Below are 24,021 nucleotides of genomic sequence, written 5' to 3' on the forward strand. Positions count from 1 at the left end.
TGGATTGGCTCGCCCGGGCGTACGGGGTATGGGCCCAGGCGGACGCGGCAATCTTCTGCAATCGGAGGCCCATCATGTTCAAGCACCTCCTTGTGCCTACCGACGGCTCCGCACGCGCCGACGCGATGGCGGCCCGCGCCATGGCCTTCGCCAGCCGCATCGGCGCCCGCGTGACCGGACTGCATGTGATTCCCGAGTACCACGTGCTGACCTACCGGCTGACCAGCCTGCAGGACACCAAGGACACCTTTGCCGCAGAGGCCGCGCGCCACGCGGATACCTTCCTGGCCACGCTCAGCCACACCGCCGCGCAGGCCGGCGTGGCCTGCGAGACCGTCACCGCCACCGACGACCATCCCTGGCAGGCCATCATCCAGTGCGCACAGCAGCGCGACTGCGACCTGATCGTGATGTCGTCGCACGGCAAGCGCGGGCTGCAGGCGCTGCTGATCGGCAGCGAGACCCACAAGGTCCTGACCCACAGCACGATCCCGGTGCTGGTCTTCCGCTAGGCGGTCGGGCGAACAACGAGATAGCGAGATAGCGGGCAACAGTGCGCGGCGACGCGCGTTTCCACACCACGCCAACTGCAAGGAGCGCAACCATGGCGATTCGACTGGGCGAGCAAGCCCCTGACTTCACCGCCGACACGACGGAAGGCAAGATCAGCTTCCATGAGTGGATCGGCGACAACTGGGCCATCCTGTTCTCGCATCCCAAGGACTTCACGCCGGTGTGCACCACCGAACTGGGCTATATGGCCGGGCTCAAGCCCGAGTTCGACAAGCGCAACACCAAGATCATCGGCCTGAGCATCGACCCGGTCGGCGACCACCAGCGCTGGGCCAAGGACATCGAGGAAACGCAAGGCCATGCGATCAACTACCCGATGATCGGCGATGCCGACCTGACCGTGGCCAAGCTCTACGACATGATCCACCCCGAGGCCAGCGGCAGCGGCCCGCGCACGGCGGTAGACAACGCCACCATCCGCTCGGTGTTCATCATCGGCCCGGACAAGAAGGTCAAGGCCATGCTGGTGTACCCGATGAGCGCCGGGCGCAATTTCGACGAGGTGCTGCGCCTGCTGGATTCCCTGCAACTCAATGCCAAGCACACCGTGGCCACGCCGGTGAACTGGAAGCCGGGCGAGGACGTCATCATCCCAACTTCGGTCTCGGACGAGGATGCGAAGAAGAAGTACCCGCAGGGCTTCAAGACCCTGAAGCCCTACCTGCGCACGGTGGAGCAGCCCAAGTAAGGGGGAGCGAGGAGCGCCAGCACCAGGGAGTGCGGCCAGGCGTGGAGGTCACGCCGGCCGCCGCCGGGCCTCCCGGGCAGTAGCGGCCGGGAGGCCCGACTTGTCCACAGGAACTATCCACAGCTTCAGTGGATATCCCCCCTCTTGACAACCGCAAAGGGCGCGCCGGCGCTGGAACTCACTGGAGTGCCCGTTTTATAGGCAACCCGCCGGGGTACGGGAATGGTTGCGGGCGTTTGAATTTTGTGCCTGTTGCGATTCTTCCGCCCAGGCGCTCAACGCGTCAGCACCTCGCGGATGGTGTCAGCCAGTTCCTTGGCCACGAATTTCGCCACATAGGCGTCCGCGCCCACCTTGCGCACATGCTCCTCGCTGGCCTCTCCCGACAGTGACGAGTGGATCACCACCGGCAGCGACTTCAGCCGGCTGTCCGCCTTGATCTTGCGGGTCAGGGTGAAACCGTCCATCTCCGGCATCTCCAGGTCGGTCAGCACCAGCGCCACCTCGTCCTGCACCGACTTGCCATGGCTGGCCGCCTCGGCGGCGATGCGGTCAAGCAGCTCCCACGCCTCCTTGCCGGACTTGGTCATCACCACCGGCGCGCCCAGCGCCTTCAGCCCCTGTTCGATCAGGCCGCGCGCCAGTGCCGAATCGTCGGCGGCAATGACCTTGGCGCCCGGGCGCAGGCTCAGTTGCGGGCCGACCGTGCCCGGGTCCACGTCCGGCTGCCGCGTCGGCAGCACATCGCGCAGGATCTGCTCCACGTCCAGCACCTGCACCAGCCGCGACGGGTCCGTGCCCCCCGCGGTGTCCCCGTCCAGCTTGGCGATGCTGGTGACGTGGCCGGTCCGCACGCTGGCCTCGGCCGAATGCACCTGGTTCCACTCCAGGCGCACGATTTCCTCCACCGCCTCCACCGCAAAGCCCTGCGTCGATCGCGCATATTCCGTCACCAGCAGGATGCCCAGGCCGCTGCGAGGCTTGCAGCCCACCAGCCGGGGCAGGTCGATCACCGGGATCACCTGGCCACGGATATCCGCCATGCCCAGGATCGACGGGTCGGCCCCCACCACGGTCGTCACGTGCGGCATCACCAGGATCTCGCGCACCTTGAAGACATTGATCCCGAACAGCTCCGTCTGGCCGGAGTGCTCGGCCTCGCCAAGCCGGAACAGCAGCAGCTCGAACTGGTTGTTGTTGGTGAGGTTGGTCCGTTCGTCGATGTCCCTCATGGAACTGCTCATGCTGCGCTCCCGTGCCGTGCGTGTGGTGTTTGCCGCCGTCGTTGTCATCTGCCTGCGGCCGCGGCGGATGGCGGACGGCAGGGTTCATGACTGGATATCGGCGGCGGGCATTGGGAGTTGAGAGGCCGAAGCCGGCGGCATGGCCTGCGTTCAGCGATGGGCATGAGGCGCATCGCTCGATGCCCGACGTGATGCGGCTGCGTGATGCCGCGTGATGCCGCGTCGCCGGCGATCGGCTTCAGCCGCCCGCCAGCGCCTGCAGGATATGCACCTCGTCGGTTTCCTTCAGCGCCGCATCCAGCCGCATCAGCTGCGTGCGGTTGACGAAGACACGGATATACGGCCGCAGCTTGCCCTGCTCATCGACGATGCGAAAGCGCATGCCGGGGAACTGGCGGTCGAGGTCGTCGAGCAGTTCAGCAATGCTGGCGCCACGGGCTTCGACGTATTCGCGCTGTCCGGTATAGGAGAAGAGCGGCGTCGCGATACGGACCTGCATGGAAGTTCTCCGATCGGCTGATGGCATTCAGGCAGGGCGCGCCACGGTGACCGCGTAGACCTGCGGAAGATTGCGGGCGATGCATTGCCAGCCCTCGCCTTCATCGGCACTGGCCCAGATCTCGCCACCGGTGGTGCCGAAGTACACGCCCACCGGCGCGTGGCCGTCGGTGGCCATGGCCTGCCGCTTGACGGTGAACCAGCCTTGTTCGGCGGGCAGGCCGCGGTCCTGGCGCTGCCAGGTCTCGCCAGCATCGCGGGTGACATAGGCCGCGGGGCGGCCGCCCGGGCTGACGCGCGGCCAGACGTCGCTGCCGTCCATCGGAAATACCCACACCGTGCGCGGATCACGGCGGTGGGCGACGATCGGGAAACCGATATCGCCAACCTCCGCCGGCATGGCTTCGCCGATGCGCTTCCACACGCCTTCGCGGCGGTCCATGCGATAGATGCCGCAGTGGTTCTGCTGGTACAGGATGTCCGGGTCGGCAGGATGCTGCAGCATGCAGTGCGGGTCCTGGCCGTATTCGGGGTTGGGATCGGGCAGGAAGGTGGCGAGGCTGCCGCGGTTCAGCGGCTTCCAGTCCGCGCCGCCGTCGGTGCTCTCGAACACGCCGCCGCTGGACATGCCGATATACAGGTGGCGCGCGTCGCGCGGATCGACCAGCACGGAATGCATCTTGGGGCCGTCGGGCGTGCCGTCCTGCTCGCCGCCGGTCCAGGTGCGCCGATTCGGGTGGTCGTTGAAGCCGGATACCGGCTCCCAGGTCGCGCCATGGTCGGCGCTGCGGAACAGGCCCTGCGGCGAGGTGCCGGCGTACCAGGTGCCGGGCTCGCTGGCATGGCCGGGCGTGAGCCAGAACACGTGGTCGACGACCCGGCCGGCCTCACCCTCCGGGGCCTTGTCGAAGGCGGGCGGGCGCGCCGCTTCGGTCCAGTTGCGGCCGCCGTCGCTGGAGCGGAACACGGTCGGGCCCAGGTGGCCGGTGCGCGCCGCCACCAGCATGCGCGACGGGTCGCGCGGATCCTGCACGATATGGTGGATGGTGTGGCCGAGAAACGTCGGGCCCTCGATCTGCCAGCTACGGCGTGCGGCGTCGCTGGTCAGGAACCAGGCGCCCTTGGTGGTGGCCACCAGCAGCCTGACGGGGCCGGTATCGGTTTCGGGAATGGGGGAAGTCGTCATCATGGCTCCTGCAAGAAGGCCGGCGAACGATGCTTCCGAGTCTAGTACATGTAGACAGTGTTCACAATTGAAGGATGACCAAAGCTGTCGGCGGCGGGTCAGCGACAGCCACAAAGACTACGAGGTAGAACGGAGTTAAAAGCGGAAGCCGGCAACTTGCCTGGACGTTATGTGCGAAGTGTGGCATAAGCAATGTTCCCCCGATGCTTTCGCGCCCCGACACCCATGCTTCGCACTGTCCGCTTCGCCACCCTGAACCGCCCGGCCCTGCCGGCGGCAGGCGTGCGCGTGCGCGCCGCGCAGCGCCCGGGCGTTGCCATCGACCTGGCCGACCGCTTCCACGCGTACGCCCAGGTCCGCCGCGCCGTGCTTTTCCTGGCCGTGCGGGCAGCTCGGGGCGCCACCCTCCAGTCCTGAGCTTTCCCGCACGGCCCATGTCGCGGATGCCATCCGGCACCCGCTTGATCATGCAGCCAGGAGAAAGCCAGACATGTCCCCGCTCTACCGTCATACCTTCTGCGCCATGGTGGCGCTTGCCGCCCTCTACCTGATCCTCAATCCCTGAGCCCGGTGGAGTCTTGCCATGGTGAATTTCCATGCCCTGCGCCTGCCGGCGCCGGCCATGCCGCACGCGCTCGAACTGCGCATCGACGTTGAGCTGGCGCCGGGCGATATCGAACGCGAGCTGGGTGCCGTGCACGACCGCATCGGCCAACCCGGTGACCGCCTGCATCCCATGCCGGCGCTGCCCGCAGGAGCGCCAGGCCTGCGCCTGCGCTATCGCGAGGCCGACGGCGAGTACTACGTGTATGTGGAAGATGTGATGCAGCGCCGGCTGGCCGGTTATACGGTTTTCAACCGGCTGATCGAGGTCGGCCGCCGGGCCGACCCATGGGTACGGGCGCCGCACACAAAGTTTGCGCCCGCTTACCAGCGCCGCGGCCTGGCTCGGGCGCTATACCGCTGGGCGCTGGACGGCGGGCTGTGCCTGCTGAGCGGGGCGCGCCAGTCGGCCGGCGCCAACGCCCTATGGCAGGCGCTGGCCGCCGATCACCCGATGGGCTATGTGGACTTGCGCCACAAGACGCTGACCTGGCTGGGCCAGGCCGTCGACGCGCCCGTGCGTGAGGGCCTGCATACGCGCATGCTGCTGCTCGGGCGCGGCTGGACGCTGGACGCGTTCATGGCCCGCACCGGCATGTACTGAGGCAGCGCGCCCGCTTACAGCCGGCGGATCGGCGCGGCTTCGCGGGCATTGGCTGCGTACAGGGTCCAGCCCTGGGCAAAGTAGGCGCGCACCCGCGCGGCCAGCGATTGGCCACCGCCCACGCGGGCGTAGTAGGCAACATTGCGTGCCGGCTGGGCGGCGGGCTTCGATGCCTTGGCTTGGGCGGGCTGGCGATAGAGGGTGTCGGCGAGTACTTGCATGGCGAATATCCTTTCCGGTTGGGATGGAAGTTGGTGCGCCTCACGAAGCACATCCAGCCGTGGTTCGGCCCGGATCGGGAGGCAGTTCAGGGTTATCCCTAGTATAGAGAAGTTGCGCCTGAATCATCCGGGTCTGTACCTATAGGCCGTATATGGGGTGCGTGATAATGGCCACCTGCCGGAAGCGCCACCTGATGCCAATCCGCCAATCGAAGTCGATTAATCGTCATATTCGATATTCCTCGATGCACATGCCGCGCATTGTCTGCCGGTGATGATGCATGGCGCGTGGTCACCTAGCCTTCAGCCTTGTCCGGATCGCGCCCACAGAAGGCACCGACAAGCGGCACACCGATAACAGCGGGTTGGCCAGGTTTCCGCCTCCAGCCCAGACCAGAACCACGTGAGACACGCCTGACGACAGTCCGTACGACGGACGTTGCAGCGCCCGCAAGGAGACAGCTCATCATGATCGAACAGCCCTATCCGTCGCCCGCGACGGAAGCCGATGCTGCACGCCCCCAAGTCCCCGAAGTCCGGAGCCGGCTCGACGCGTTTTTCGAGATCACGGCGCGCGGCAGCACCCAGCGCAAGGAAGTGGTCGCCGGGGTGACCACCTTCATGGCGATGGTCTACGCCGTCTTTGTCGTGCCCGGCATGCTGGGCAAGGCCGGCTTTGACACCAGCGCGGTCTTTGTCGCGGTGTGCCTGACCACCGCCTTCGGCTCCCTGCTGATGGGCCTGTGGGCCAAGCTGCCGATCGCCATCGGCTGCGCCATCTCGCTGACCGCATTCATGGCCTTCGGGCTGGTGCTGGGGCAGGGCCTGTCGCCGGCGGTCGCGCTCGGCGCCGTGTTCCTGATGGGCGTGATCTTCACCGCGATCTCCGTCACCGGCGTGCGCTCCTGGATCCTGCGCAACCTGCCCGCCGGCGTGGCGCACGGCACCGGTATCGGCATCGGCCTGTTCCTGCTGCTGATCGCCTCGAATGAAGTCGGCCTGGTGGTCAAGAACGCCCATCCCGGCCTGCCGGTGTCGCTGGGCAAGATCACCTCGTTCCCGGTGGTGATGTCGGTGCTGGGCCTGGCCGCGATCTTCGGCCTGGAGCGCCGCAAGGTGCCGGGCGGCATCCTGCTGGTGATCGTCGCGATTTCCGCCCTGGGCCTGGCCTTCGACCCGGCGGTGAAGTTCACCGGCGTGTTCGCGCTGCCGTCGCTGAGCGCGCCCGGCCATGAATCGCTGATCGGCGCCATGGACGTGCGCGGCGCGCTGACGGCCGCGGTGCTGCCGAGCGTGCTGGCGCTGGTGATGACCGCGGTGTTCGATGCCACCGGCACGATCCGCGCTGTCGCCGGACAAGCCGGCCAGCTCAACGCAGCCGGCCATATCCATAACGGCGGGCGCGCGCTGACCGCGGATTCGGTCAGCTCGATCTTCTCGGCGATGTTTGGCGGCGCCCCGGCCGCGGCCTATATCGAGTCGACCGTCGGCGTGGCCGCCGGTGCCAAGACCGGCCTGACCGCCGTGGTGGTGGGCCTGCTGTTCGTGGCGGTGATGTTCTTCTCGCCGCTGGCCGGATTGGTGCCCTCGTACGCCACCGCGCCGGCGCTGATGTACGTGGGCCTGCTGATGCTGTCGAGCGTGAGCCGCCTGCACATGGACGACATGGTCGACGCGATGGCTGGCCTGGTCTGCGCCGTGTTCATCGTGCTGACCTGCAATATCGTGACGGGCATCATGCTGGGCTTCTGCACCCTGGTGGTGGGCCGCGTGGTGGCCGGCGAATGGCGCAAGCTCAATGTCGGCACGGTGGCCATCGCGGTCGTGCTGGCTGCGTTCTATGCCGGGGGCTGGGCCATCTGATCCTGCCGAAGCCAACTGCCGCGTCCCGGGCGCCACGCCCGGGACGCTGACAACCAGATGTCTCCTCCACCGTGATCCAGGTGGATTTCAAGCCCGGGCTTCCTGCTTTCCCGGGCTGTTTTTTTTGGTGGCTTGCTTGAAAGGTCCCGCGGATGGTGAATGGCGTTTCGCTAAATCGCCTTCATTGCCCGGCCTGCATTGCGGCCATATCCATGTACATCAGTTCCCAGACATGGCCATCCGGATCCTGGAATCCATGCCCGTACATGAATCCCAAATCCATCGGCGGCTTGTAGGTATTGCCACCCGCCGCGACCGCGGCATTGACCATTTCATCCACGCGGGCGCGGGTTTCCATCGACAGGCAAACCAGCACCTCCGTCGATTTCCGTGCATCGCAGATTTCATTGGGCGAGAAGCTGCGGAACTTGGCTTCCGTCAGCAGCATCACGAAAATGTTGTCGCTGACGATCATGCAGGTGGCAGTGTCGTCGGTAAATTGCGGATTGAAGGAAAAACCCAACTGCGTAAAGAAGGCAATCGACTTTTGCAGGTCGCGGACGGGCAAATTGACAAAGATCTGCTGGCTCATCGGGGGCTCCGGTAGTCGTGTCAGGGGGCTGCGCTGGGCGCAGACAAGCAGTCTAGGCGCTAAAGCCCCCGGTTGTGCGTATTTTGATTGTCCTTAAATGCAGGCAAAACGGGCTATGAACAGCCCAAGGCTGACTGCATCGTGGGCTGTGCAACCGTCAATTCAGGCCGGCAAACAATCAGTCCGTGCAATCTCCGTTATTTTTTGTAAAATTTTTTTAGGTGAACCGACACCACAACTTCTAGTACCATGCAGCGGCCTATTTGCAGAAAGGGGATATAAATGGCGACATACAAGCAACTCCTGGCTGAGAAGGAAGCGCTGGAAGCCAAGCTGAATGAAGTGCGTGCGACGGAAGTCGCCGGCGTGATCGACAAAATCCGGGATCTGATGACTGAATACGGCCTGACCGCCGAAGACATCCTGCCCCGCCGCAAGCGTGGCCGCCCGGCCGGTTCGAGCGCCAAGAAGCCTGCATCCGCGTTGCCGCCCAAGTACATGGACCCCAAGACCGGCAAGACCTGGTCGGGCCGCGGCCGCGCGCCGGCGTGGCTGGGCAAGCGCCCGGAGCGTTTCCTGATCGAGCAGTAAGCCGCCTGCGCGGCCAGCGGGCGCCTGCCTCAAACGCCCGCTTCAATCGATGGTGCCATCGGTCTGCCGGGCGCGCGTCACTGCGCCTGGCAGACATAGTCCTTGCGCAGCGCCCTGAAGCCCTGCTGGGTCGGCTCCGCCGTCAGGCGCGCGCCGCCGTCGGCCAGCGGCTGCATGCGCAATACCTGCGCCGAGCACTGGCTCGCGGTTTCGTCCCGCTGGTAGCGGATCTCATACTGGCCGCCGGCAGCCGGCACGAATGACACGCCCGCCGCGCAACGCAGTTCAGGCAGCGGCGGCGCCGCGGCCGACGTCACCGCCACGTAGATGCGCCGGCCCGCCTCCACCAGCCGCTCGCGCGTGCGCGCCGGCGGCTCGGGCGAGCGCCCGGCCATGTCCAGGCTCCGGTCCCGTCCCATCGCAGACAACTGCCTGCCGGTTCCCGCCAGCACCAGTGGCCGCGCGGGCACCGGGCATTTGGCCGGATCAACCACGGTGAACGAAGTGTTGTCGTCGGTGCTGGTCAGCAGCCGCACGCTGGCGGCCGGGGCGCCGGCAGGCACCCGGTATTGCGCCACGCAGCCGGACAGCGCCAGCGCGGCGGCAAGTATCGGCAACAAGGCAAGGCGAGGCAGGACTGCGGACGACCGGTCATGGCGCATGGCAGCAGGCAGGTAGAGTCGCAATTGGGCCAACAGCGGGCGTTGGCGGCACGATGGCGGCAAATCCGGCAGGGATGCCACACGATGACAGCGCGGCCAGGCAAGACGCCACGCTCTCAAACCGCCCAGCATACCCGCATCCGGCGCCTGGCGGCAGCCGCACAAACCCATGTTGAAAACCGGCGTGTGATATCCACAGAATCTGTGGATATCCTGCCCCTGCCCTCCCCGAAAGCCCCGGTCTGTGCGGCAACCCACCGGAGCGCCCAAATTTTAGGCAACCGGTTGCAGGCGCCCCGGAATCCGGCAACGGTGCGGCACCGCCCGCCGCCAGCACGCCGTTGCGCTGCCCAGGCCACACTTCGTCCCCCCGCATGCCCTTGAAGGGGGCACCGGCACCGCGTAATCTCGTTGTTACCGGGGGCTGCACTGGCGCACTTGCGCCAACTTGCCAGCCAGATAATGACAATGACACAACAAGAGCCTATCCAGGCCGGGCCGTTGCCTCGTGACCTGCTGCACGCACTGCGTGACGGCGGCTACGACGTATCGGGACTCGCGCCTGCCCCGGAATCCGACACCGACTCCGACCCCAGCGACCTCAGGCCCACCGTGCCGGCGGCCGGCCCGCAACAGGCCTGCCACGTGCTCTGCGCGGTCTACCGTGCCACCGGCGATCCAACCATCGGCCTGTGGCTGGGCAGCCGGATGCAGACCGACCTGCTCGGGCTGGCGGGCCTGCCGGCCATGGCCGGGCCGTCGCTGGGCACCGCGCTGCGGCGCATCGCGCGCTACCAGAAGCTGCTCGCCGGCGACCGCATCGAACTGCGCCGCCAGGGCGACGAAGCCTGGGTCTGCATCCGCCCGAGCGACCCCGAGGCGCCCGACACCCGCCCGCGCATCGACATGGAGCTGTGCTCGCTGCTGGCCTTCGGGCGCCAGTTCACGCGCAAGCCGCTGCATCCGCTGCGGGTGTCGCTGCGCATCGGCCAGCCGGACTGGCACCTGCGCTATACCGAGGCATTCGACTGCCCGGTGCGCTTTGGCGAGCCGGAAGACGCCATCGTGTTCGGCCGCCGCGACCTGGCCTTGCGCCTGGCTGCCCGCGTGCGCAGCGGACCGGCCGGCCCGGGCGCGGGCCACGCCATGCGCGAAGCGCGGCCGGCGTCCGCTTCGCTGGACGATGTGCGCGCGGCCCTGCAGGCGCTGGCCGGCGAGCGCGCCCTCAGCCTGGCCGCGGTGGCTCGCCACCTGGACATCAGCGAGCGCACGCTGCAGCGCCGGCTGATGGCGGCGGGCACGAGTTTTCGCACGCTGTGCGAGGAGGCGCGCCGCGAGCTGGCTGGCGGCTACCTGGCCGGGGGCGCGATGTCGCTGGGAGAAATCGCGTTCCGGCTCGGCTTTGACGATGCCAACTCGTTCTTCCGCGCCTTCCGCCGCTGGACCGGCATGACCCCGGGCGACTACCGGCGCGCGGCGGCGCATCCGCCCGCCTAGGGCAGGCCGGCTCACCCGCCGTCGGGTTGCTCCCACGGCGGGTTGTCGCCGAAGCGCCCGGCCAGGAAATCGACAAAGGCGCGCACACGCGGCGGCTCCAGCCGCCGCTTGCGGCATCACGGCGTAGATGCCGGTGTCGGCGACCGGGTAATCGGGCAGCACCTGCACCAGCCGCCCGGCGCGCTGGTCGGCGCTGACATGCCAGGTGGAATGCAGGGCGATGCCAAAGCCCGCCAGCGCCGCATCGGACAACAGCTCGCCGGTATTGGCCTCGATCCGGCCACGCACGCGCACGGCAATCTCCCCGCCGGCGCCATCGCTCAGGCGCCAGACATCCTGCCGGCCCTGGCTGCCCACCAGCACCAGGCAATCGTGCCGCGCCAGGTCCTGCGGGGCGCGCGGCGTGCCGCGCCGGCGCAGGTAGTCCGGCGAGGCACACAGCAGCCGCCGGTTATTGGCCAGCCGTCGCGCGACCAGCGTCGAATCGTCCCCTCGCGATGGAGACGCCCTAGAACCAACCTCCTTTGCGCCCGCAAGTCTGAAGCTATCCCCTTCCTTTTGGAGGGGAAGACTGCCGAGGTTCGCCGATAGACTGGGGGGAGAACACCAAATCGACAAGTACGAGGAGACCCCCATGCCCCACGCCCAGCGCGGGCGACGCCCCATGGCGCGCGCCGCAGCCGCTGCACTCGCCCTGGCGGCCTTCGCCGCCAATGCCGCCGACCTCTCGCCAGCACGCATCGCTGCCGCCACAGGCAAGGTCGATGGCAGCTACATCCAGGCCAACGCCGCAGCCACGCGTGACTGGCCCAGTTACGGCCTTGACTACGCCGAGACGCGCTTCAGCCGCCTCGGACAGATCGATACCCAGAACGTCAGGAACCTCGGCCTGGTCTGGTCCTACAACCTCGAATCCACGCGCGGCATCGAAGCCACGCCGCTGGTGGTCGATGGCATCATGTACATCAGCGCCTCATGGAGCGTGGTGCACGCGATCGACACCCGCACCGGCAAACGGCTGTGGACCTTCGACCCGAAAGTCGACAAGTCGACCGGCTACAAGGGCTGCTGCGACGTCGTGAGCCGTGGTGTGGCGCTCTACCAGGGCAAGGTATTCGTGGCTGCCTTTGATGGACGGCTGATCGCGCTCGACGCCGCCAGCGGCCGCAAGCTGTGGGAGAAGGACACCATCATCGACCGCAGCCGCCCGTACACGATCACTGGCGCGCCACGCGTATTCAAAGGCAAGGTCATCATCGGCAACGGCGGCGCGGAGTATGGCGTGCGCGGCTATATCACGGCCTACGATGCCGCCAGCGGCGAGCAGAAGTGGCGATGGTTCACCGTGCCTGGCGACCCTTCGAAGCCGTTCGAAGATGAATCGATGGAAAAGGCCGCCAAAACCTGGGACCCCGCCGGCAAATGGTGGGAAGCCGGCGGTGGCGGCACGGCGTGGGACACGCTCACCTTCGATCCGGAGCTGAACCTGATGTACGTCGGCACCGGCAACGGCTCGCCCTGGGCACACCGCACGCGCAGCCCCGCCGGCGGAGACAACCTTTACCTGGCCTCGATCGTGGCGCTTGATCCGGATACCGGCAAGTACGTCTGGCACTACCAGGAAACCCCGGGCGACAACTGGGACTACACCTCCACCTCGCCGATGATCCTGGCCGACCTGAAGATCGATGGCCGCCCGCGCAAGGTCATCCTCCACGCCCCCAAGAACGGCTTCTTTTTCGTGCTCGACCGCACCAACGGCCAGTTCATCTCCGCGAAGAACTATGTCGACGTCAACTGGACGACGGGCTACGGCAAGGACGGCCGCCCTGCCGAAGTCGCCGAGGCGCGCGCGACCGACCAGCGTTACGACGCCATTCCGGGTCCGTACGGCGGCCACAACTGGCAGTCGATGTCGTTCAACCCACAGACGGGCCTGGTCTATGTGCCTGCGCAGAATGTTCCCGCCAACCTGATGGACGACAAGCGCTGGGTCTTCAATGACAACAAGCCCGGCGCGCCACAAGGCAACACGGGCTGGAACACCGGCAAGCTGCTCGGTTCGCCGTCGCCCGCGAACAAGCCGTTCGGGCGCCTGATTGCCTGGGATCCGGTGCAGCAAAAGGCGGCCTGGACGCAGGAACACGTGTCGCCGTGGAACGGCGGCACCCTCACCACCGCGGGCAACCTCGTATTCCAGGGCACCGCCGACGGGCGCTTCATGGCATTTGACGCGCGCAACGGAGACAAGCTGTGGGAGTCCCCGACCGGCACCGGCGTGATTGCCGCGCCCGCCACGTACATGGTTGACGGCAAGCAGTATGTGTCGATCGCTGTCGGCTGGGGCGGTGCGTACGGGGTATCGCGACGCGCGGTCGATCGTGCCGGCCCCGGCACGGTCTACACCTTCGCGGTGGGCGGCAAGGCGCCGATGCCGGCATTCGTGCAGGCCCGGGCCGGCGAGCTGCTGTCTGGCGTGAAATACGATCCGGCCAATGTCAAGGCGGGCGCCGCCCTTTATGTCAGCAGCTGCGCAGCCTGCCACGGCGTGCCGGGCGTGGATCGCGGCGGCAGTATCCCCAACCTGGGCTATATGCACAGCACCTATATCGAGCAACTGGACAAGTTCATTTTCAAGGGACCCGCGATGGCGCGAGGCATGCCGGATTTCACCGGCAAGCTGAGTGCGGAGGATGTCGAGAAGATCAAGGCGTTCATCCAGGGCACCGCTGACGCGGTCCGGCCGAAGGCGATCGCGAACAGCGGCCAGTGATATGGCGGCGCAGCCCGGCTTTGCTGTTCGCCGGGCGCGCGCACTCAGCCCGGCTTGCCGTCCACCCGCGGACGCGCAAGCCGCGGCGCATACGCCAGCGCATAGAGGCCGAACCCGGCCACCCAGCACGCCCCGGCTCCCCACACCCAGTGCAGGTAGCCGCCCGGCCAGACCATCGGCCCGAACACCCGCAACATCGCTGCCGCAGCCACCAGCCAGTACGCCGCGGTTTCCGCGCGCCCGGCCACCAGCATGCGGCCGGTGTGGCCCAGCGCGGTGCGCGTGATCATGGCGATGATCGCCACGCCGAGCACGCCCACCGTGAACGCATGCGTCGCCAGCCCCGCCATCACCAACCCCAGCGCACCCAGCGCCTGCAGCAGCAGCGCCACCGGCAGCCACGCATAGGCCAGGTGCAGCACCCACAGGATCGGCCGGTTGCCCACCGCATGGCTGCGCCAGCCAGCCACGCGCACGGCCAGCACAGCCGCGGCCAGCAATGACAGTGCCGCCGCCAGCCAGCCGGGCAAGGGCAGCAGCCCCGCGGCCAGTCCCAGCACCGCGGCCGGCACCACCATGCGGTCCACCTGCCGGTATTGGCGCAGGCGGAACCCCGGGATCGCGTTGGTCGTGAACATCGGGATGACGCGCCCGCCGATCACCACCACGAACAGCGTGACCAGCGCCACGCCGGCGCGGCAGGCCAGCATCGCACCGGCCTCATGGCCGCGCGCCTGCAGCCACAGGCTGGCGATATCGGCCGCGGCCAGCAGCCACAGCGCCAGGGCCAGCGGATAGTTGCGGCGGTTGCCGGCGCGGGCCAGCGTGCGCGTGAAGGCCAGCGCGGCCAGCGGCAGGAACGCGCCTTCGATCACGAAAGCCGCCGTGCCCGGTGCCCCCCACATGCCCACGCGTCCGGCCAGCCACAGCAGGAACAGCGCAGCCAGCGCGGCGCCGGTGGGCGTCGGCTGGCCGGTCCAGGCCCGCCCCGCGGTGAACAGGAAGCCCACCACGATGGCCGCGGCAAAGCCGAACACCATCTCGTGCGCATGCCAGAACATCGCCGGCATCACCGGCGCCGGGCCGACTGCGGTCACGCCCGCCAGCATCGCCGACCACGCCGCGATGGCCAGCGCGGCGAACATCGCCCCGCCCAGGTAGAACGGCCGGAAACCCAGCGCAAACAAGGCAAAGCCGCGCGGCGGCGGCCCGGCAGGCGCCTTGCCGGGGGGCGGCGAGCGCCGCGCGGGGAGGATGGGGATGGTGTCCATGGCTGGCTACGGGAATCAGGTGATGCGGCGCGCGCCGGCTTCTTGATCCGGCGCACGGTTTGCCGCAGGTGCGCAAACGGATGCCATTCACGCTGATTGCACGATAGCACCGCCGCCGCGCCGGCGACCTCCGCCGGTAGAACTACCTCCAAAGGCAGGCTGCGCACCCGCGTGCGCTGTGCGGCCGGCGAATAGGCAGCACCAGTGGCCGCCCCTACTCTGGCATCACCCCCGCCAAAGTTGACACAGGAGCATGGCCATGGCCACCCACCCACGCGCGCCGGAGCCCATCGCGCCCGGCGCCGCAATGACGCTGGCGTCCAGCACTTTCGCCTTCACCATCTGCTTTGCCGTCTGGATGCTGTTCGCGGTCCTCGGCATCCCGCTCAAGCAGGAGCTTGGCCTGAGCGACACTGAATTCGGCCTGCTGGCCGCCACGCCCGTCCTCAGCGGCTCGCTGATCCGGGTGCCGCTTGGCATCTGGACCGACCGCTACGGCGGGCGCATCGTCTTCTTCGTGCTGATGCTGGCCACCGTGATCCCGATCTGGCTGATCTCGTATGCGCACACGCTGTGGCAGCTGCTGGTGCTGGGCTTGTTCGTCGGCCTGGCGGGCGGCTCGTTCTCGGTCGGCACGCCATATGTGGCACGCTGGTTCCCGCGCTCGCGCCAGGGGCTGGCGATGGGTATCTTCGGCGCCGGCAACTCGGGCGCGGCGCTGACCAAGTTCGTCGCGCCGGCGATGATCCTGGCCGCCGGCACCTGGACCGTGGTGCCGCGCGTGTATTCGGTGGCGATGCTGGTCACCGCGCTGCTGTTCTGGGTGTGCTCGCGCAGCAACCCGGCGCACCTGGTCAAGTCCAGCGTCGGCTGGCGCGAGCAGCTCGCCGTGATGCGCGACCCGCGCGTGTGGCGCTACTCGCAGTACTACTCGGTGGTGTTCGGCGGTTATGTCGGCCTGTCGCTGTGGATGACCAAGTACTACATCGGCGAATACGGCTTCGACATCAAGACCGCGGCCTTCCTGGCGGCCTGCTTCTCACTGCCCGGCGGCGTGCTGCGCGCCATCGGCGGCTGGATCTCCGACCGCTACGGCGCGCACCGCACCACCTGGTGGGTGATGTGGGTGAGCTGGGTCGGCTTCTTCCTGCTGAGCTATCCGCAGACGGATTTCATCATCCAGACCACCAGCGGCCCGCAGGCGTTCCGCATTGCGCTGACGCCCACGGTGTTCACCCTCCTGCTGTTCGTGGTGGGCATCGCCTTCGCCATCGGCAAGGCCTCGGTGTTCAAGTTCATCTCCAACGACTTCACGCACAACATCGGCGCGGTCTCGGGCGTGGTGGGCCTGGCCGGCGGGCTCGGCGGCTTCGTGCTGCCGATCCTGTTCGGCGTGCTGGCCGACCTGACCGGCGTGCGCAGCAGCTGCTTCATGCTGATGTACGGCACCGTGTGCGTGAGCCTGGTGTGGATGCACTACAGCCAGCGCGCCGAGCGCCGGCGCAAGGAAAGCGCCGTCGGCCTGGCACAAGCCGCCTGACGCCCTTCATCACAATAGCAACCAAGGCACACCATCATGTCCTCTTCCGTACTCACCCGCTGGGAGCCAGAGAACAAGGCTTTCTGGCAAACCCAGGGCGAACGCATCGCCTACCGCAACCTGTGGATCTCGATCCCGGCGCTGATGCTGGCCTTCGTGGTCTGGATGCTGTGGAGCGTGGTCGCGGTCAACCTCGACCGCGCCGGCTTCCAGTTCACCAAGAACCAGCTGTTCTGGCTGACCGCGCTGCCGGCGCTGTCTGGCGCCACGCTGCGCATCTTCTACTCCTTCCTGGTGCCGGTGTTCGGCGGGCGCCGCTTCACCGCGATCTCCACCGCGCTGCTGCTGATCCCGGCGCTGGGCATGGGCTTCGCGCTGCGCGACCCGTCCACCGGCTATCCGACGCTGCTGGTGCTGGCGCTGCTGTGCGGGCTGGGCGGCGCCAACTTCAGCTCGTCGATGGCCAATATCAGCTTCTTCTTTCCCAAGGCGAAGAAGGGGCTGGCCACCGGGCTGAATGCGGGCATCGGCAACCTGGGGGTGTCGGTGGTGCAGTTCGTCACGCCGCTGGTGGTGTCGGTGGCCATCTTCGGCGCGCTTGGCGCCGAGCCGCAGCAGTACCAGGCCAATGGCGTCACGCACGACCTGTGGCTGCAGAACGCCGGCTTCATCTGGGTGCCGTTCATCATCGTCTCGGCGCTGGCGGCGTGGTTCGGCATGCATGACATCGCCGACGCCAAGGCATCGTTTGCCGAGCAGGCCGTGATCTTCAAGCGCAAGCACAACTGGCTGATGTGCTGGCTGTACGTGGGCACCTTCGGTTCATTCATCGGCTTCTCGGCGGGGCTGGCGCTGCTGACCAAGTCGCAGTTCCCGGGCGTGAACCCGACCGCCTATGCCTTCCTGGGGCCGCTGGTGGGCGCGCTGACGCGGCCGGTAGGTGGCTGGATCTCCGACAAGCTCGGCGGTGCGCGCGTCACGCTGTGGACCTTCGTCGGCATGATCGCCGCAGTGTTCGCGGTGCTGGCGGCGCTGCCGCATGACGGCGCCGGCGGCAACTTCACATCCTTCCTGGCCGCCTTCATCGCGTTGTTCGCGCTGACCGGTATCGGCAATGGCTCGACCTTCCGCATGATCCCCGTGATCTTCCTGACGGAGCGCCAGCGCGCTGCCGCAGGCAAGGGCGATGCCGCGCAGCGGCAAGCGCTGCAGGAGGCCGGCAAGGAATCCGCGGCGGTACTGGGCTTCTCCGGCGCGATCGGCGCCTACGGCGGCTTCTTCATCCCCAAGAGCTTCGGCACCTCGCTGGAGCTGACCGGCGCCGCCGACGCCGCGCTGTACTGCTTTATCGCCTTCTACGTCAGCTGCGTGCTGGTGACGTGGTGGCACTACGCGCGCCGCAACGCGCCCATGCCCTGCTGACCCTGTCACCAGCGCCGCCGGCCGGGCTAGTTCTTCCGAACTAGTCCCGTGCCCGGCGCCTAGCCCGATCGCCATGCGGCGGCTGTTCCACCAGCGAATTGGCTGCCGTCCGCCTCCCCCATAAGCTGAGGGTGTCCCTGCAAAGCGCCTGAAACCACCGGAGCGCCCGCAGCAAAGCACTCGCGGAGAACAAAGCAATGAGTCATTTCCTGGATCGACTGAAGTTCATGTCGCGCGTCAAGTCCACCTATGCGGACGGCCACGGCGCGGTGGTGAACGAAGACCGCAAGTGGGAAGACGGCTACCGCAGCCGCTGGCAGCACGACAAGATCGTGCGCTCCACCCACGGCGTGAACTGCACCGGCTCCTGCTCGTGGAAGGTCTACGTGAAGAACGGCCTGATCACGTGGGAGACCCAGCAGACCGACTATCCGCGCACGCGCCCGGACCTGCCCAACCATGAGCCGCGCGGCTGCCCGCGCGGTGCCTCGTACAGCTGGTACGTCTACTCCGCGCAACGCGTCAAGTACCCGATGATCCGCGGCCGCCTGATGGAAATGTGGCGCGAGGCCCGCAAGACCATGGACCCCGTCGCCGCGTGGGAATCGATCAGCCAGGACCCGGTCAAGGCCGCGCGCTACAAGAGCGTGCGCGGCCTGGGCGGCTTCGTGCGTGCGGACTGGAACACGGCGACCGAGATGATCGCGGCGGCCAATGCCTTCACCGTGAAGAAGTTCGGCCCGGACCGCGTGATCGGCTTCTCGCCGATTCCCGCCATGTCGATGGTGTCCTATGCCGCCGGCGCACGCTACCTGAGCCTGCTGGGCGGCGCCTGCCTGTCGTTCTATGACTGGTACTGCGACCTGCCGCCGGCCAGCCCGCAAGTGTGGGGCGAGCAGACCGACGTGCCCGAATCGGCCGACTGGTACAACTCCACCTACCTGATGGTGTGGGGCTCGAACGTACCGCAGACGCGAACGCCTGACGCACACTTCTACACCGAGGTCCGCTACAAGGGCACCAAGACCGTGGCGGTGTCGTCCGACTTTGGCGAGATGGTCAAGTTCGGCGACATTTGGCTGGCGCCGAAGCAAGGCACCGACGCCGCCCTGGCGATGGCCATGGGCCACGTGGTGCTGAAGGAATTCCACGCCAGCGGCAAGTCCGCCTACTTCCGCGACTACGTGAAGCAGTACACCGACATGCCGATGCTGGTGCTGCTGCGTGAGAACCAGGGCACGCTGGTGCCGGACCACTTCCTGCGCGCGTCGCACCTCGCCAATAACCTCGGCGAAGCCAACCATCCCGAGTGGAAGACCCTGCAGATTGACGACGCCACCGGTGAGATCGTCGCCCCCAATGGCTCGATCGGCTTCCGCTGGGGCGAAGCCGCGCACAACGGCGGCGAGAAGGTGGGCCGCTGGAACCTGGAAATGAAGGACGGCGGCAGCGGCCGCACCATCGATCCGCGCCTGTCGCTGGTCAGCCAGCATGACGAAGTGGTCGAAGTCGGCTTCCCCTACTTCGGCAGCGAACACGACGAGCTGCTGCGCCGCCGCGTGCCGGCCCGCCGGCTGACGCTGGCCGATGGCAGCACCGCGCTGGTCGCCACCGTGTATGACCTGCAGATGGCCAACTACGGTGTCGACCAGGGCCTGGGCGGCCCGAACGTGGCCGCGTCGTATGAAGACGATGTGCCCTACACCCCCGCCTGGCAGGAAAAGCACACCTCCGTGCCGGCGCGCCTGGTGACCCAGGTGGCGCGCGAGTTCGCCGACAACGCCGACCGCACGCAAGGCAAGAGCATGGTGATCGTCGGTGCCGCGCTCAACCACTGGTACCACAACGACATGATCTACCGCGGCATCATCAACCTGCTGATGATGTGCGGCTGCATCGGCAAGAGCGGCGGCGGCTGGGCCCACTATGTCGGCCAGGAAAAGCTGCGCCCGCAGTTCGGCTGGGCCCCGCTCGCCTTCGGCCTGGACTGGTCGCGCCCGCCGCGCCAGATGAATGGCACCTCGTTCTTCTACAACCACACCAGCCAGTGGCGCCACGAGAAGCTTGGCGTCGACGAGATCCTCTCGCCCACCGCCGACCGCAAGCGCTATGACGGCCTCTCGCTGCTGGACCTGAACGCGCGCTCCGAACGCATGGGCTGGCTGCCGTCGGCACCGCAGCTCGGCACCAATCCGCTCGACGTGGTCGATGCCGCCGAGCGCAACGGGCAGGATCCGGTCGCCTACACGGTCGAGCAACTGAAGTCTGGCAAGCTGCAGTTCGCCTGCGACGATCCCGACAACCCGGCCAACTTCCCGCGCAATATGTTCGTGTGGCGCTCCAACATCCTGGGCAGCTCGGGCAAGGGCCATGAGTACTTCCTGAAGTATCTGCTCGGCACGCAGAACGCCGTATTCGGCGACGAGAACGATGCGATCACGCCGAGCGAAGTCAACGTGCGCCCGGCGGCCGAAGGCAAGCTGGACCTGCTGACGGTGCTGGACTTCCGCATGAGCACCACCTGCCTGTATGGCGACATCGTGCTGCCGACAGCCACCTGGTACGAGAAGGACGACCTCAACACGTCCGACATGCACCCGTTCATCCACCCGCTGTCCGAAGCCGTGCAGCCGCTGTGGGAGAGCAAGACCGACTGGGAGATCTACAAGGCCATCGCAAAGAAGTTCAGCGAAATCGCCGGCCCCTACCTCGGCACGCGCAAGGACCTGGTGTGCACGCCGCTGCTGCACGACACCCCGGGCGAGCTCGGCCAGCCGTTCGAACCGAAGGACTGGAAGGCCGGCGAGTGCGACCTGATCCCCGGCAAGACCGCGCCGTCGATGACCGTGGTGGAGCGCAACTATGCGGACATCTACAAGAAGTTCACCTCGATCGGGCCGCTGCTGGACAAGCTCGGCAACGGCGGCAAGGGCATCAACTGGAACACCCAGCATGAAGTGAAGGAGATCGGCCAGCTCAGCCATACCGTGCAGGAGCCGGGCGTGAGCCAGGGCCGGCCGAAGCTGGAAACCGCGATAGATGCCGCCGAAATGATCCTGACCTTCGCGCCCGAGACCAACGGCCACGTCGCCGTCAAGGCCTGGGAAGCGCTGTCGAAGATCACCGGCCGCGACCACACCCACCTGGCCGAGGGCCGCGAGCACGACAAGATCCGCTTCCGCGACGTGCAGGCCCAGCCGCGCAAGATCATTTCCGCGCCGACGTGGTCGGGACTGGAATCGGATGAGGTCAGCTACAACGCCGGCTACACCAACGTGCATGAGCTGATCCCCTGGCGCACGCTGACCGGCCGCCAGCAGTTCTGGCAGGACCACCGCTGGATGCTGGACTTCGGCGAAGGCGCGTGCGTGTACAAGCCGGCCATCGACACCAAGACCGTGGCGCCGATGCTGGGCAAGAAGCCCAACGGCAACCCGGAACTGGTGCTGAACTGGATCACGCCGCACCAGAAGTGGGGCATCCACTCCACCTACTCGGACAACCTGCGCATGCTGACGCTGTCGCGCGGCGGCCCGCACGTGTGGATCTCGGAGACCGAGGCCAAGGCCAACGGCATCCGCGACAACGACTGGGTCGAGGTGTTCAACGTCAACGGCACGCTGACCGCCCGCGTGGTGGTGTCGCAGCGCGTGCCCAAGGGCATGTGCCTGATGTACCACGCCCAGGAAAAGATCGTGAACGTGCCCGGCGCCGAGACCAGCGGCATGCGCGGCGGCATCCATAACTCGGTCACGCGCGCCGTGACCAAGCCCACCCACATGATCGGCGGCTACGCGCAGCTGGCCTACGGCTTCAACTACTACGGCACCGTGGGCAGCAACCGCGACGAGTTCGTGATCCTGCGCAAGATGAAGAAGGTCGACTGGCTGGAAGGGCCGCTCGTGGAATCGAACAAGGAAGGAGCAACGCAATGAAGATCCGTGCCCAGGTAGCCATGGTGCTGAACCTCGACAAGTGCATCGGCTGCCATACCTGCTCCGTGACCTGCAAGAACGTCTGGACCAGCCGCGACGGCGTCGAGTACGCCTGGTTCAACAACGTCGAGACCAAGCCCGGCATCGGCTACCCCAAGGAATGGGAGAACCAGGACAAGTGGCAAGGCGGCTGGAAGCGCAACACCGACGGCACGCTGGAACCGCGCCAGGGCGGCAAGCTGAAGATCCTGGCGAACCTGTTCGCCAACCCCAACCTGCCGCAGATCGACGAGTACTACGAGCCCTTCACCTACGACTACGAGCACCTGCAGAAGGCGCCGCTGGTCCAGACCCCGCCCACCGCGCGCCCCGTGTCCGTGCTGACCGGCCGCAAGATGGAAAAGATCGAGTGGGGCCCGAACTGGGAAGACGACCTCGGCGGCGAGTTCAGCTCGCGCGGCCGCGACAAGCTCTTCGACGACGTGCAGAAGGAGATGTACTCGACCTTCGAGAACACCTTCATGATGTACCTGCCGCGCCTGTGCGAGCACTGCCTGAACCCGGCCTGCGTGGCCTCGTGTCCGTCGGGCTCGATCTACAAGCGCGAGGACGACGGCATCGTGCTGGTCGACCAGGACAAGTGCCGCGGCTGGCGCATGTGCATCTCGGGCTGCCCGTACAAGAAGATCTACTTCAACTGGCAGAGCGGCAAGGCCGAGAAATGCCTGTTCTGCTATCCGCGCATTGAAGCCGGCCAGCCCACGGTCTGCTCCGAAACCTGCGTCGGCCGCATCCGCTACCTCGGCGTGATGCTGTACGACGCCGACCGCATCGAGCAGGCCGCCGCGGTGGCCGATGAGCGCGACCTGTACCAGTCGCAGCTCGACGTCTTCCTCGACCCGCACGATCCCGCGGTACAGGCCGAGGCGCTGCGCCAGGGCATTCCGCAAAGCTGGCTGGATGCCGCGCGCAAGTCGCCGGTCTACAAGATGGCGTGCGAGTGGAAGATTGCATTCCCGCTGCACCCGGAGTACCGAACCCTGCCGATGGTCTGGTACATCCCGCCGCTGTCGCCGATCCAGTCGGCGGCCGAAGCCGGCCACATGGGCCTGAACGGCGTGATCCCGGACGTAAAGAGCCTGCGCATCCCGGTCAAGTACCTGGCCAACCTGCTGACCGCGGGCGACGTGATGCCGGTGCTGTCGGCGCTGGACCGCATGCTGGCGATGCGCGCGTACAAGCGCTCGCAGGTGGTGGACGGTGTGCAGGACCTGGGCGTGCTGGAGCAGGTGGGCCTTACGCCCGCGCAGGTCGAAGACATGTACCAGACCATGGCCATCGCCAACTACGAGGACCGCTTCGTGATCCCGTCCTCGCACAAGGAAATGGTCGAGGACAGCTTCAACGACAAGGCAAGTTGCGGCTTCACCTTTGGCAACGGCTGCTCGGGCGGTACTTCGGACGGCGCGCTGTTCGGCAAGAAGCCGCAGGGCAGCGTCCACTTTGTCGACATGCCCAAGTCGCGCAAGAACGCCGTGATGAGCTGAGCCCGCATCCACGAACCGCCCGGAGAAGACCATGCCCCTCTATCCCATCCTCAGCGCCCTGCTCGGCTATCCCGAGCAGGATCTGCTGGACGCCCTGCCCGAGATCGACGCCGCGCTGGCCGAATGGCCGCAGGCGCGCGAGCGGCTGGCCCCCGTGACCGGCCTGCTGCGCAGCGAGTCGCTGATCGCGCTGCAGGAGAACTACGTCGCCACCTTCGACCGCAACCCGGCGCACTCGCTGCACCTGTTCGAGCATGTGCACGGCGAAAGCCGCGACCGCGGCCAGGCCATGGTCGACCTGATCGACGAGTACCGGCGCGAAGGCTTTGAACCCGCGGCGTCCGAGCTGCCCGACTACGTGCCGCTGTTCCTGGAGTTCCTCGGCGCGCTGGTGGCCGACGGCAGGGAAGCGCGCGCCGAGCAGTTGCTGGGCGAGGCCATCCACGTGCTGGCCGCCATCGGCGAGCGCCTGGCGCGCAACCAGAGCCCTTACGCCGGCGTGTTCGCGGTGCTGCGCACGCTGACCGACGTGCAGCCGCAACCGCAGCAGGAACCGCCGGTCCGAGACATGGACGAGGCGCTGGAAACCTTCGGGCCGGGAGCCGACGGCGTGGAACCGCTGCTGGCGCCGCAGACGGGGCCGCAGGCGGTGAAGTTCTATCCGCGCGATCCGCGTGCCAAGGCGCCAGTGCCGGCTGCCTGCTGACAGGG

Annotated in this window: 20 protein-coding genes and 1 pseudogene; 13 read left to right on the forward strand and 8 right to left on the reverse strand. The window is 67.1% G+C overall.

Translation table 11 applies throughout. The features are described from left to right. Positions 1-74 precede the first annotated feature (74 nt). Complete coding sequence (locus tag ACW4E8_RS01370) at positions 75-512, forward strand: universal stress protein (protein WP_035823164.1); 438 nt, start codon at positions 75-77, stop codon at positions 510-512. 92 nt (positions 513-604) lie between these two features. Continuing rightward, positions 605-1,261 (forward strand): peroxiredoxin, encoded by a 657-nt coding sequence (locus tag ACW4E8_RS01375; protein ID WP_013953840.1) that lies wholly within the window; start codon positions 605-607, stop codon positions 1,259-1,261. A 275-nt stretch (positions 1,262-1,536) separates the two neighbouring features. On the opposite strand, the gene ACW4E8_RS01380 is transcribed toward ACW4E8_RS01375, so the two are convergent. The 3 genes from ACW4E8_RS01380 to ACW4E8_RS01390 form a co-directional block, all read right to left on the reverse strand. Continuing rightward, positions 1,537-2,505 carry a chemotaxis protein gene (locus ACW4E8_RS01380; protein ID WP_456802873.1) on the reverse strand — a complete coding sequence of 323 codons (969 nt, stop codon included), beginning with the start codon at positions 2,503-2,505 and terminating at the stop codon, positions 1,537-1,539. Between the two features lie 238 nt (positions 2,506-2,743). After that, positions 2,744-3,004, reverse strand: coding sequence for a MoaD/ThiS family protein (locus ACW4E8_RS01385; RefSeq protein WP_013953842.1), 261 nt, complete (start codon positions 3,002-3,004; stop codon positions 2,744-2,746). A gap of 27 nt (positions 3,005-3,031) precedes the next feature. After that, on the reverse strand, positions 3,032-4,189 hold the full coding sequence (locus ACW4E8_RS01390) for a glycosyl hydrolase (RefSeq protein ID WP_456802874.1): 1,158 nt from the start codon (positions 4,187-4,189) through the stop codon (positions 3,032-3,034). A gap of 225 nt (positions 4,190-4,414) precedes the next feature. Here ACW4E8_RS01390 and ACW4E8_RS01395 point away from each other — a divergent pair, with 225 nt between their 5' ends. Both ACW4E8_RS01395 and ACW4E8_RS01400 read left to right on the forward strand, forming a co-directional pair. Further along, positions 4,415-4,606, forward strand: a complete 192-nt coding sequence (locus tag ACW4E8_RS01395; protein WP_456802875.1) for a glycosyl hydrolase — start codon at positions 4,415-4,417, stop codon at positions 4,604-4,606. 166 nt (positions 4,607-4,772) lie between these two features. Beyond that, complete coding sequence (locus ACW4E8_RS01400; RefSeq protein ID WP_456802876.1) at positions 4,773-5,396, forward strand: N-acetyltransferase; 624 nt, start codon at positions 4,773-4,775, stop codon at positions 5,394-5,396. Between the two features lie 14 nt (positions 5,397-5,410). Here the strand turns inward: ACW4E8_RS01400 and ACW4E8_RS01405 are convergent, their stop codons facing one another. Next, entirely contained in the window at positions 5,411-5,617 is a 207-nt protein-coding gene (locus ACW4E8_RS01405) for a hypothetical protein (protein WP_456802877.1), read from the reverse strand. 468 nt (positions 5,618-6,085) lie between these two features. Between ACW4E8_RS01405 and ACW4E8_RS01410 the strand changes: the two genes are divergently transcribed. Further along, complete coding sequence (locus tag ACW4E8_RS01410; protein WP_456802878.1) at positions 6,086-7,480, forward strand: NCS2 family permease; 1,395 nt, start codon at positions 6,086-6,088, stop codon at positions 7,478-7,480. Between the two features lie 181 nt (positions 7,481-7,661). On the opposite strand, the gene ACW4E8_RS01415 is transcribed toward ACW4E8_RS01410, so the two are convergent. After that, a complete protein-coding gene (locus tag ACW4E8_RS01415) occupies positions 7,662-8,072 on the reverse strand; it encodes a VOC family protein (protein WP_456802879.1) in 411 nt (136 codons plus the stop codon). Between the two features lie 282 nt (positions 8,073-8,354). Here ACW4E8_RS01415 and ACW4E8_RS01420 point away from each other — a divergent pair, with 282 nt between their 5' ends. Next, positions 8,355-8,663: an H-NS histone family protein gene (locus ACW4E8_RS01420; protein WP_010810880.1), complete on the forward strand. Its 309-nt coding sequence runs from the start codon at positions 8,355-8,357 to the stop codon at positions 8,661-8,663. A gap of 77 nt (positions 8,664-8,740) precedes the next feature. On the opposite strand, the gene ACW4E8_RS01425 is transcribed toward ACW4E8_RS01420, so the two are convergent. Beyond that, positions 8,741-9,274 carry a hypothetical protein gene (locus ACW4E8_RS01425; protein WP_410054231.1) on the reverse strand — a complete coding sequence of 178 codons (534 nt, stop codon included), beginning with the start codon at positions 9,272-9,274 and terminating at the stop codon, positions 8,741-8,743. 519 nt (positions 9,275-9,793) lie between these two features. On the opposite strand from ACW4E8_RS01425, the gene ACW4E8_RS01430 reads away from it, so the two are divergent. Continuing rightward, positions 9,794-10,822 (forward strand): AraC family transcriptional regulator ligand-binding domain-containing protein, encoded by a 1,029-nt coding sequence (locus tag ACW4E8_RS01430; RefSeq protein WP_456802880.1) that lies wholly within the window; start codon positions 9,794-9,796, stop codon positions 10,820-10,822. 11 nt (positions 10,823-10,833) lie between these two features. On the opposite strand, the pseudogene ACW4E8_RS01435 reads toward ACW4E8_RS01430, so the two are convergent. Beyond that, positions 10,834-11,311: pseudogene (locus tag ACW4E8_RS01435) on the reverse strand (substrate binding domain-containing protein); the annotation flags it as partial. A 145-nt stretch (positions 11,312-11,456) separates the two neighbouring features. Here ACW4E8_RS01435 and ACW4E8_RS01440 point away from each other — a divergent pair. Next, positions 11,457-13,595, forward strand: a complete 2,139-nt coding sequence (locus ACW4E8_RS01440) for a PQQ-dependent dehydrogenase, methanol/ethanol family (RefSeq protein ID WP_456802881.1) — start codon at positions 11,457-11,459, stop codon at positions 13,593-13,595. Between the two features lie 44 nt (positions 13,596-13,639). On the opposite strand, the gene ACW4E8_RS01445 is transcribed toward ACW4E8_RS01440, so the two are convergent. Beyond that, positions 13,640-14,866, reverse strand: a complete 1,227-nt coding sequence (locus ACW4E8_RS01445; protein WP_456802882.1) for an NnrS family protein — start codon at positions 14,864-14,866, stop codon at positions 13,640-13,642. Positions 14,867-15,125: 259 nt separating this feature from the next. On the opposite strand from ACW4E8_RS01445, the gene ACW4E8_RS01450 reads away from it, so the two are divergent. The 5 genes from ACW4E8_RS01450 to narJ all read left to right on the forward strand — a co-directional run bounded on the left by ACW4E8_RS01450 (position 15,126) and on the right by narJ (position 24,016). After that, positions 15,126-16,406 (forward strand): MFS transporter, encoded by a 1,281-nt coding sequence (locus ACW4E8_RS01450; RefSeq protein WP_456802883.1) that lies wholly within the window; start codon positions 15,126-15,128, stop codon positions 16,404-16,406. 36 nt (positions 16,407-16,442) lie between these two features. Next, positions 16,443-17,828: a NarK family nitrate/nitrite MFS transporter gene (locus tag ACW4E8_RS01455; protein ID WP_456802884.1), complete on the forward strand. Its 1,386-nt coding sequence runs from the start codon at positions 16,443-16,445 to the stop codon at positions 17,826-17,828. Positions 17,829-18,025: 197 nt separating this feature from the next. Then, a complete protein-coding gene (locus ACW4E8_RS01460) occupies positions 18,026-21,763 on the forward strand; it encodes a nitrate reductase subunit alpha (RefSeq protein ID WP_456802885.1) in 3,738 nt (1,245 codons plus the stop codon). Beyond that, a complete protein-coding gene (narH, locus tag ACW4E8_RS01465; protein ID WP_456802886.1) occupies positions 21,760-23,310 on the forward strand; it encodes a nitrate reductase subunit beta in 1,551 nt (516 codons plus the stop codon). Before ACW4E8_RS01460 ends, narH begins: the two co-directional genes overlap by 4 nt. Positions 23,311-23,341: 31 nt before the next feature. After that, positions 23,342-24,016 (forward strand): nitrate reductase molybdenum cofactor assembly chaperone, encoded by a 675-nt coding sequence (gene narJ, locus ACW4E8_RS01470; protein WP_456802887.1) that lies wholly within the window; start codon positions 23,342-23,344, stop codon positions 24,014-24,016. Positions 24,017-24,021 lie beyond the last annotated feature (5 nt).

This window comes from Cupriavidus sp. CP313 (genome assembly GCF_054072015.1).

Coding starts and splice junctions, on each gene's coding strand:
- ACW4E8_RS01370 (WP_035823164.1), top strand. CDS start 75: ATGTTCAAGCACCTCCTTGTGCCTACCGACGGCTCCGCACGCGCCGAC.
- ACW4E8_RS01375 (WP_013953840.1), top strand. CDS start 605: ATGGCGATTCGACTGGGCGAGCAAGCCCCTGACTTCACCGCCGACACG.
- ACW4E8_RS01380 (WP_456802873.1), bottom strand. CDS start 2,505: ATGAGCAGTTCCATGAGGGACATCGACGAACGGACCAACCTCACCAAC.
- ACW4E8_RS01385 (WP_013953842.1), bottom strand. CDS start 3,004: ATGCAGGTCCGTATCGCGACGCCGCTCTTCTCCTATACCGGACAGCGC.
- ACW4E8_RS01390 (WP_456802874.1), bottom strand. CDS start 4,189: ATGACGACTTCCCCCATTCCCGAAACCGATACCGGCCCCGTCAGGCTG.
- ACW4E8_RS01395 (WP_456802875.1), top strand. CDS start 4,415: ATGCTTCGCACTGTCCGCTTCGCCACCCTGAACCGCCCGGCCCTGCCG.
- ACW4E8_RS01400 (WP_456802876.1), top strand. CDS start 4,773: ATGGTGAATTTCCATGCCCTGCGCCTGCCGGCGCCGGCCATGCCGCAC.
- ACW4E8_RS01405 (WP_456802877.1), bottom strand. CDS start 5,617: ATGCAAGTACTCGCCGACACCCTCTATCGCCAGCCCGCCCAAGCCAAG.
- ACW4E8_RS01410 (WP_456802878.1), top strand. CDS start 6,086: ATGATCGAACAGCCCTATCCGTCGCCCGCGACGGAAGCCGATGCTGCA.
- ACW4E8_RS01415 (WP_456802879.1), bottom strand. CDS start 8,072: ATGAGCCAGCAGATCTTTGTCAATTTGCCCGTCCGCGACCTGCAAAAG.
- ACW4E8_RS01420 (WP_010810880.1), top strand. CDS start 8,355: ATGGCGACATACAAGCAACTCCTGGCTGAGAAGGAAGCGCTGGAAGCC.
- ACW4E8_RS01430 (WP_456802880.1), top strand. CDS start 9,794: ATGACACAACAAGAGCCTATCCAGGCCGGGCCGTTGCCTCGTGACCTG.
- ACW4E8_RS01440 (WP_456802881.1), top strand. CDS start 11,457: ATGCCCCACGCCCAGCGCGGGCGACGCCCCATGGCGCGCGCCGCAGCC.
- ACW4E8_RS01445 (WP_456802882.1), bottom strand. CDS start 14,866: ATGGACACCATCCCCATCCTCCCCGCGCGGCGCTCGCCGCCCCCCGGC.
- ACW4E8_RS01450 (WP_456802883.1), top strand. CDS start 15,126: ATGGCCACCCACCCACGCGCGCCGGAGCCCATCGCGCCCGGCGCCGCA.
- ACW4E8_RS01455 (WP_456802884.1), top strand. CDS start 16,443: ATGTCCTCTTCCGTACTCACCCGCTGGGAGCCAGAGAACAAGGCTTTC.
- ACW4E8_RS01460 (WP_456802885.1), top strand. CDS start 18,026: ATGAGTCATTTCCTGGATCGACTGAAGTTCATGTCGCGCGTCAAGTCC.
- narH (WP_456802886.1), top strand. CDS start 21,760: ATGAAGATCCGTGCCCAGGTAGCCATGGTGCTGAACCTCGACAAGTGC.
- narJ (WP_456802887.1), top strand. CDS start 23,342: ATGCCCCTCTATCCCATCCTCAGCGCCCTGCTCGGCTATCCCGAGCAG.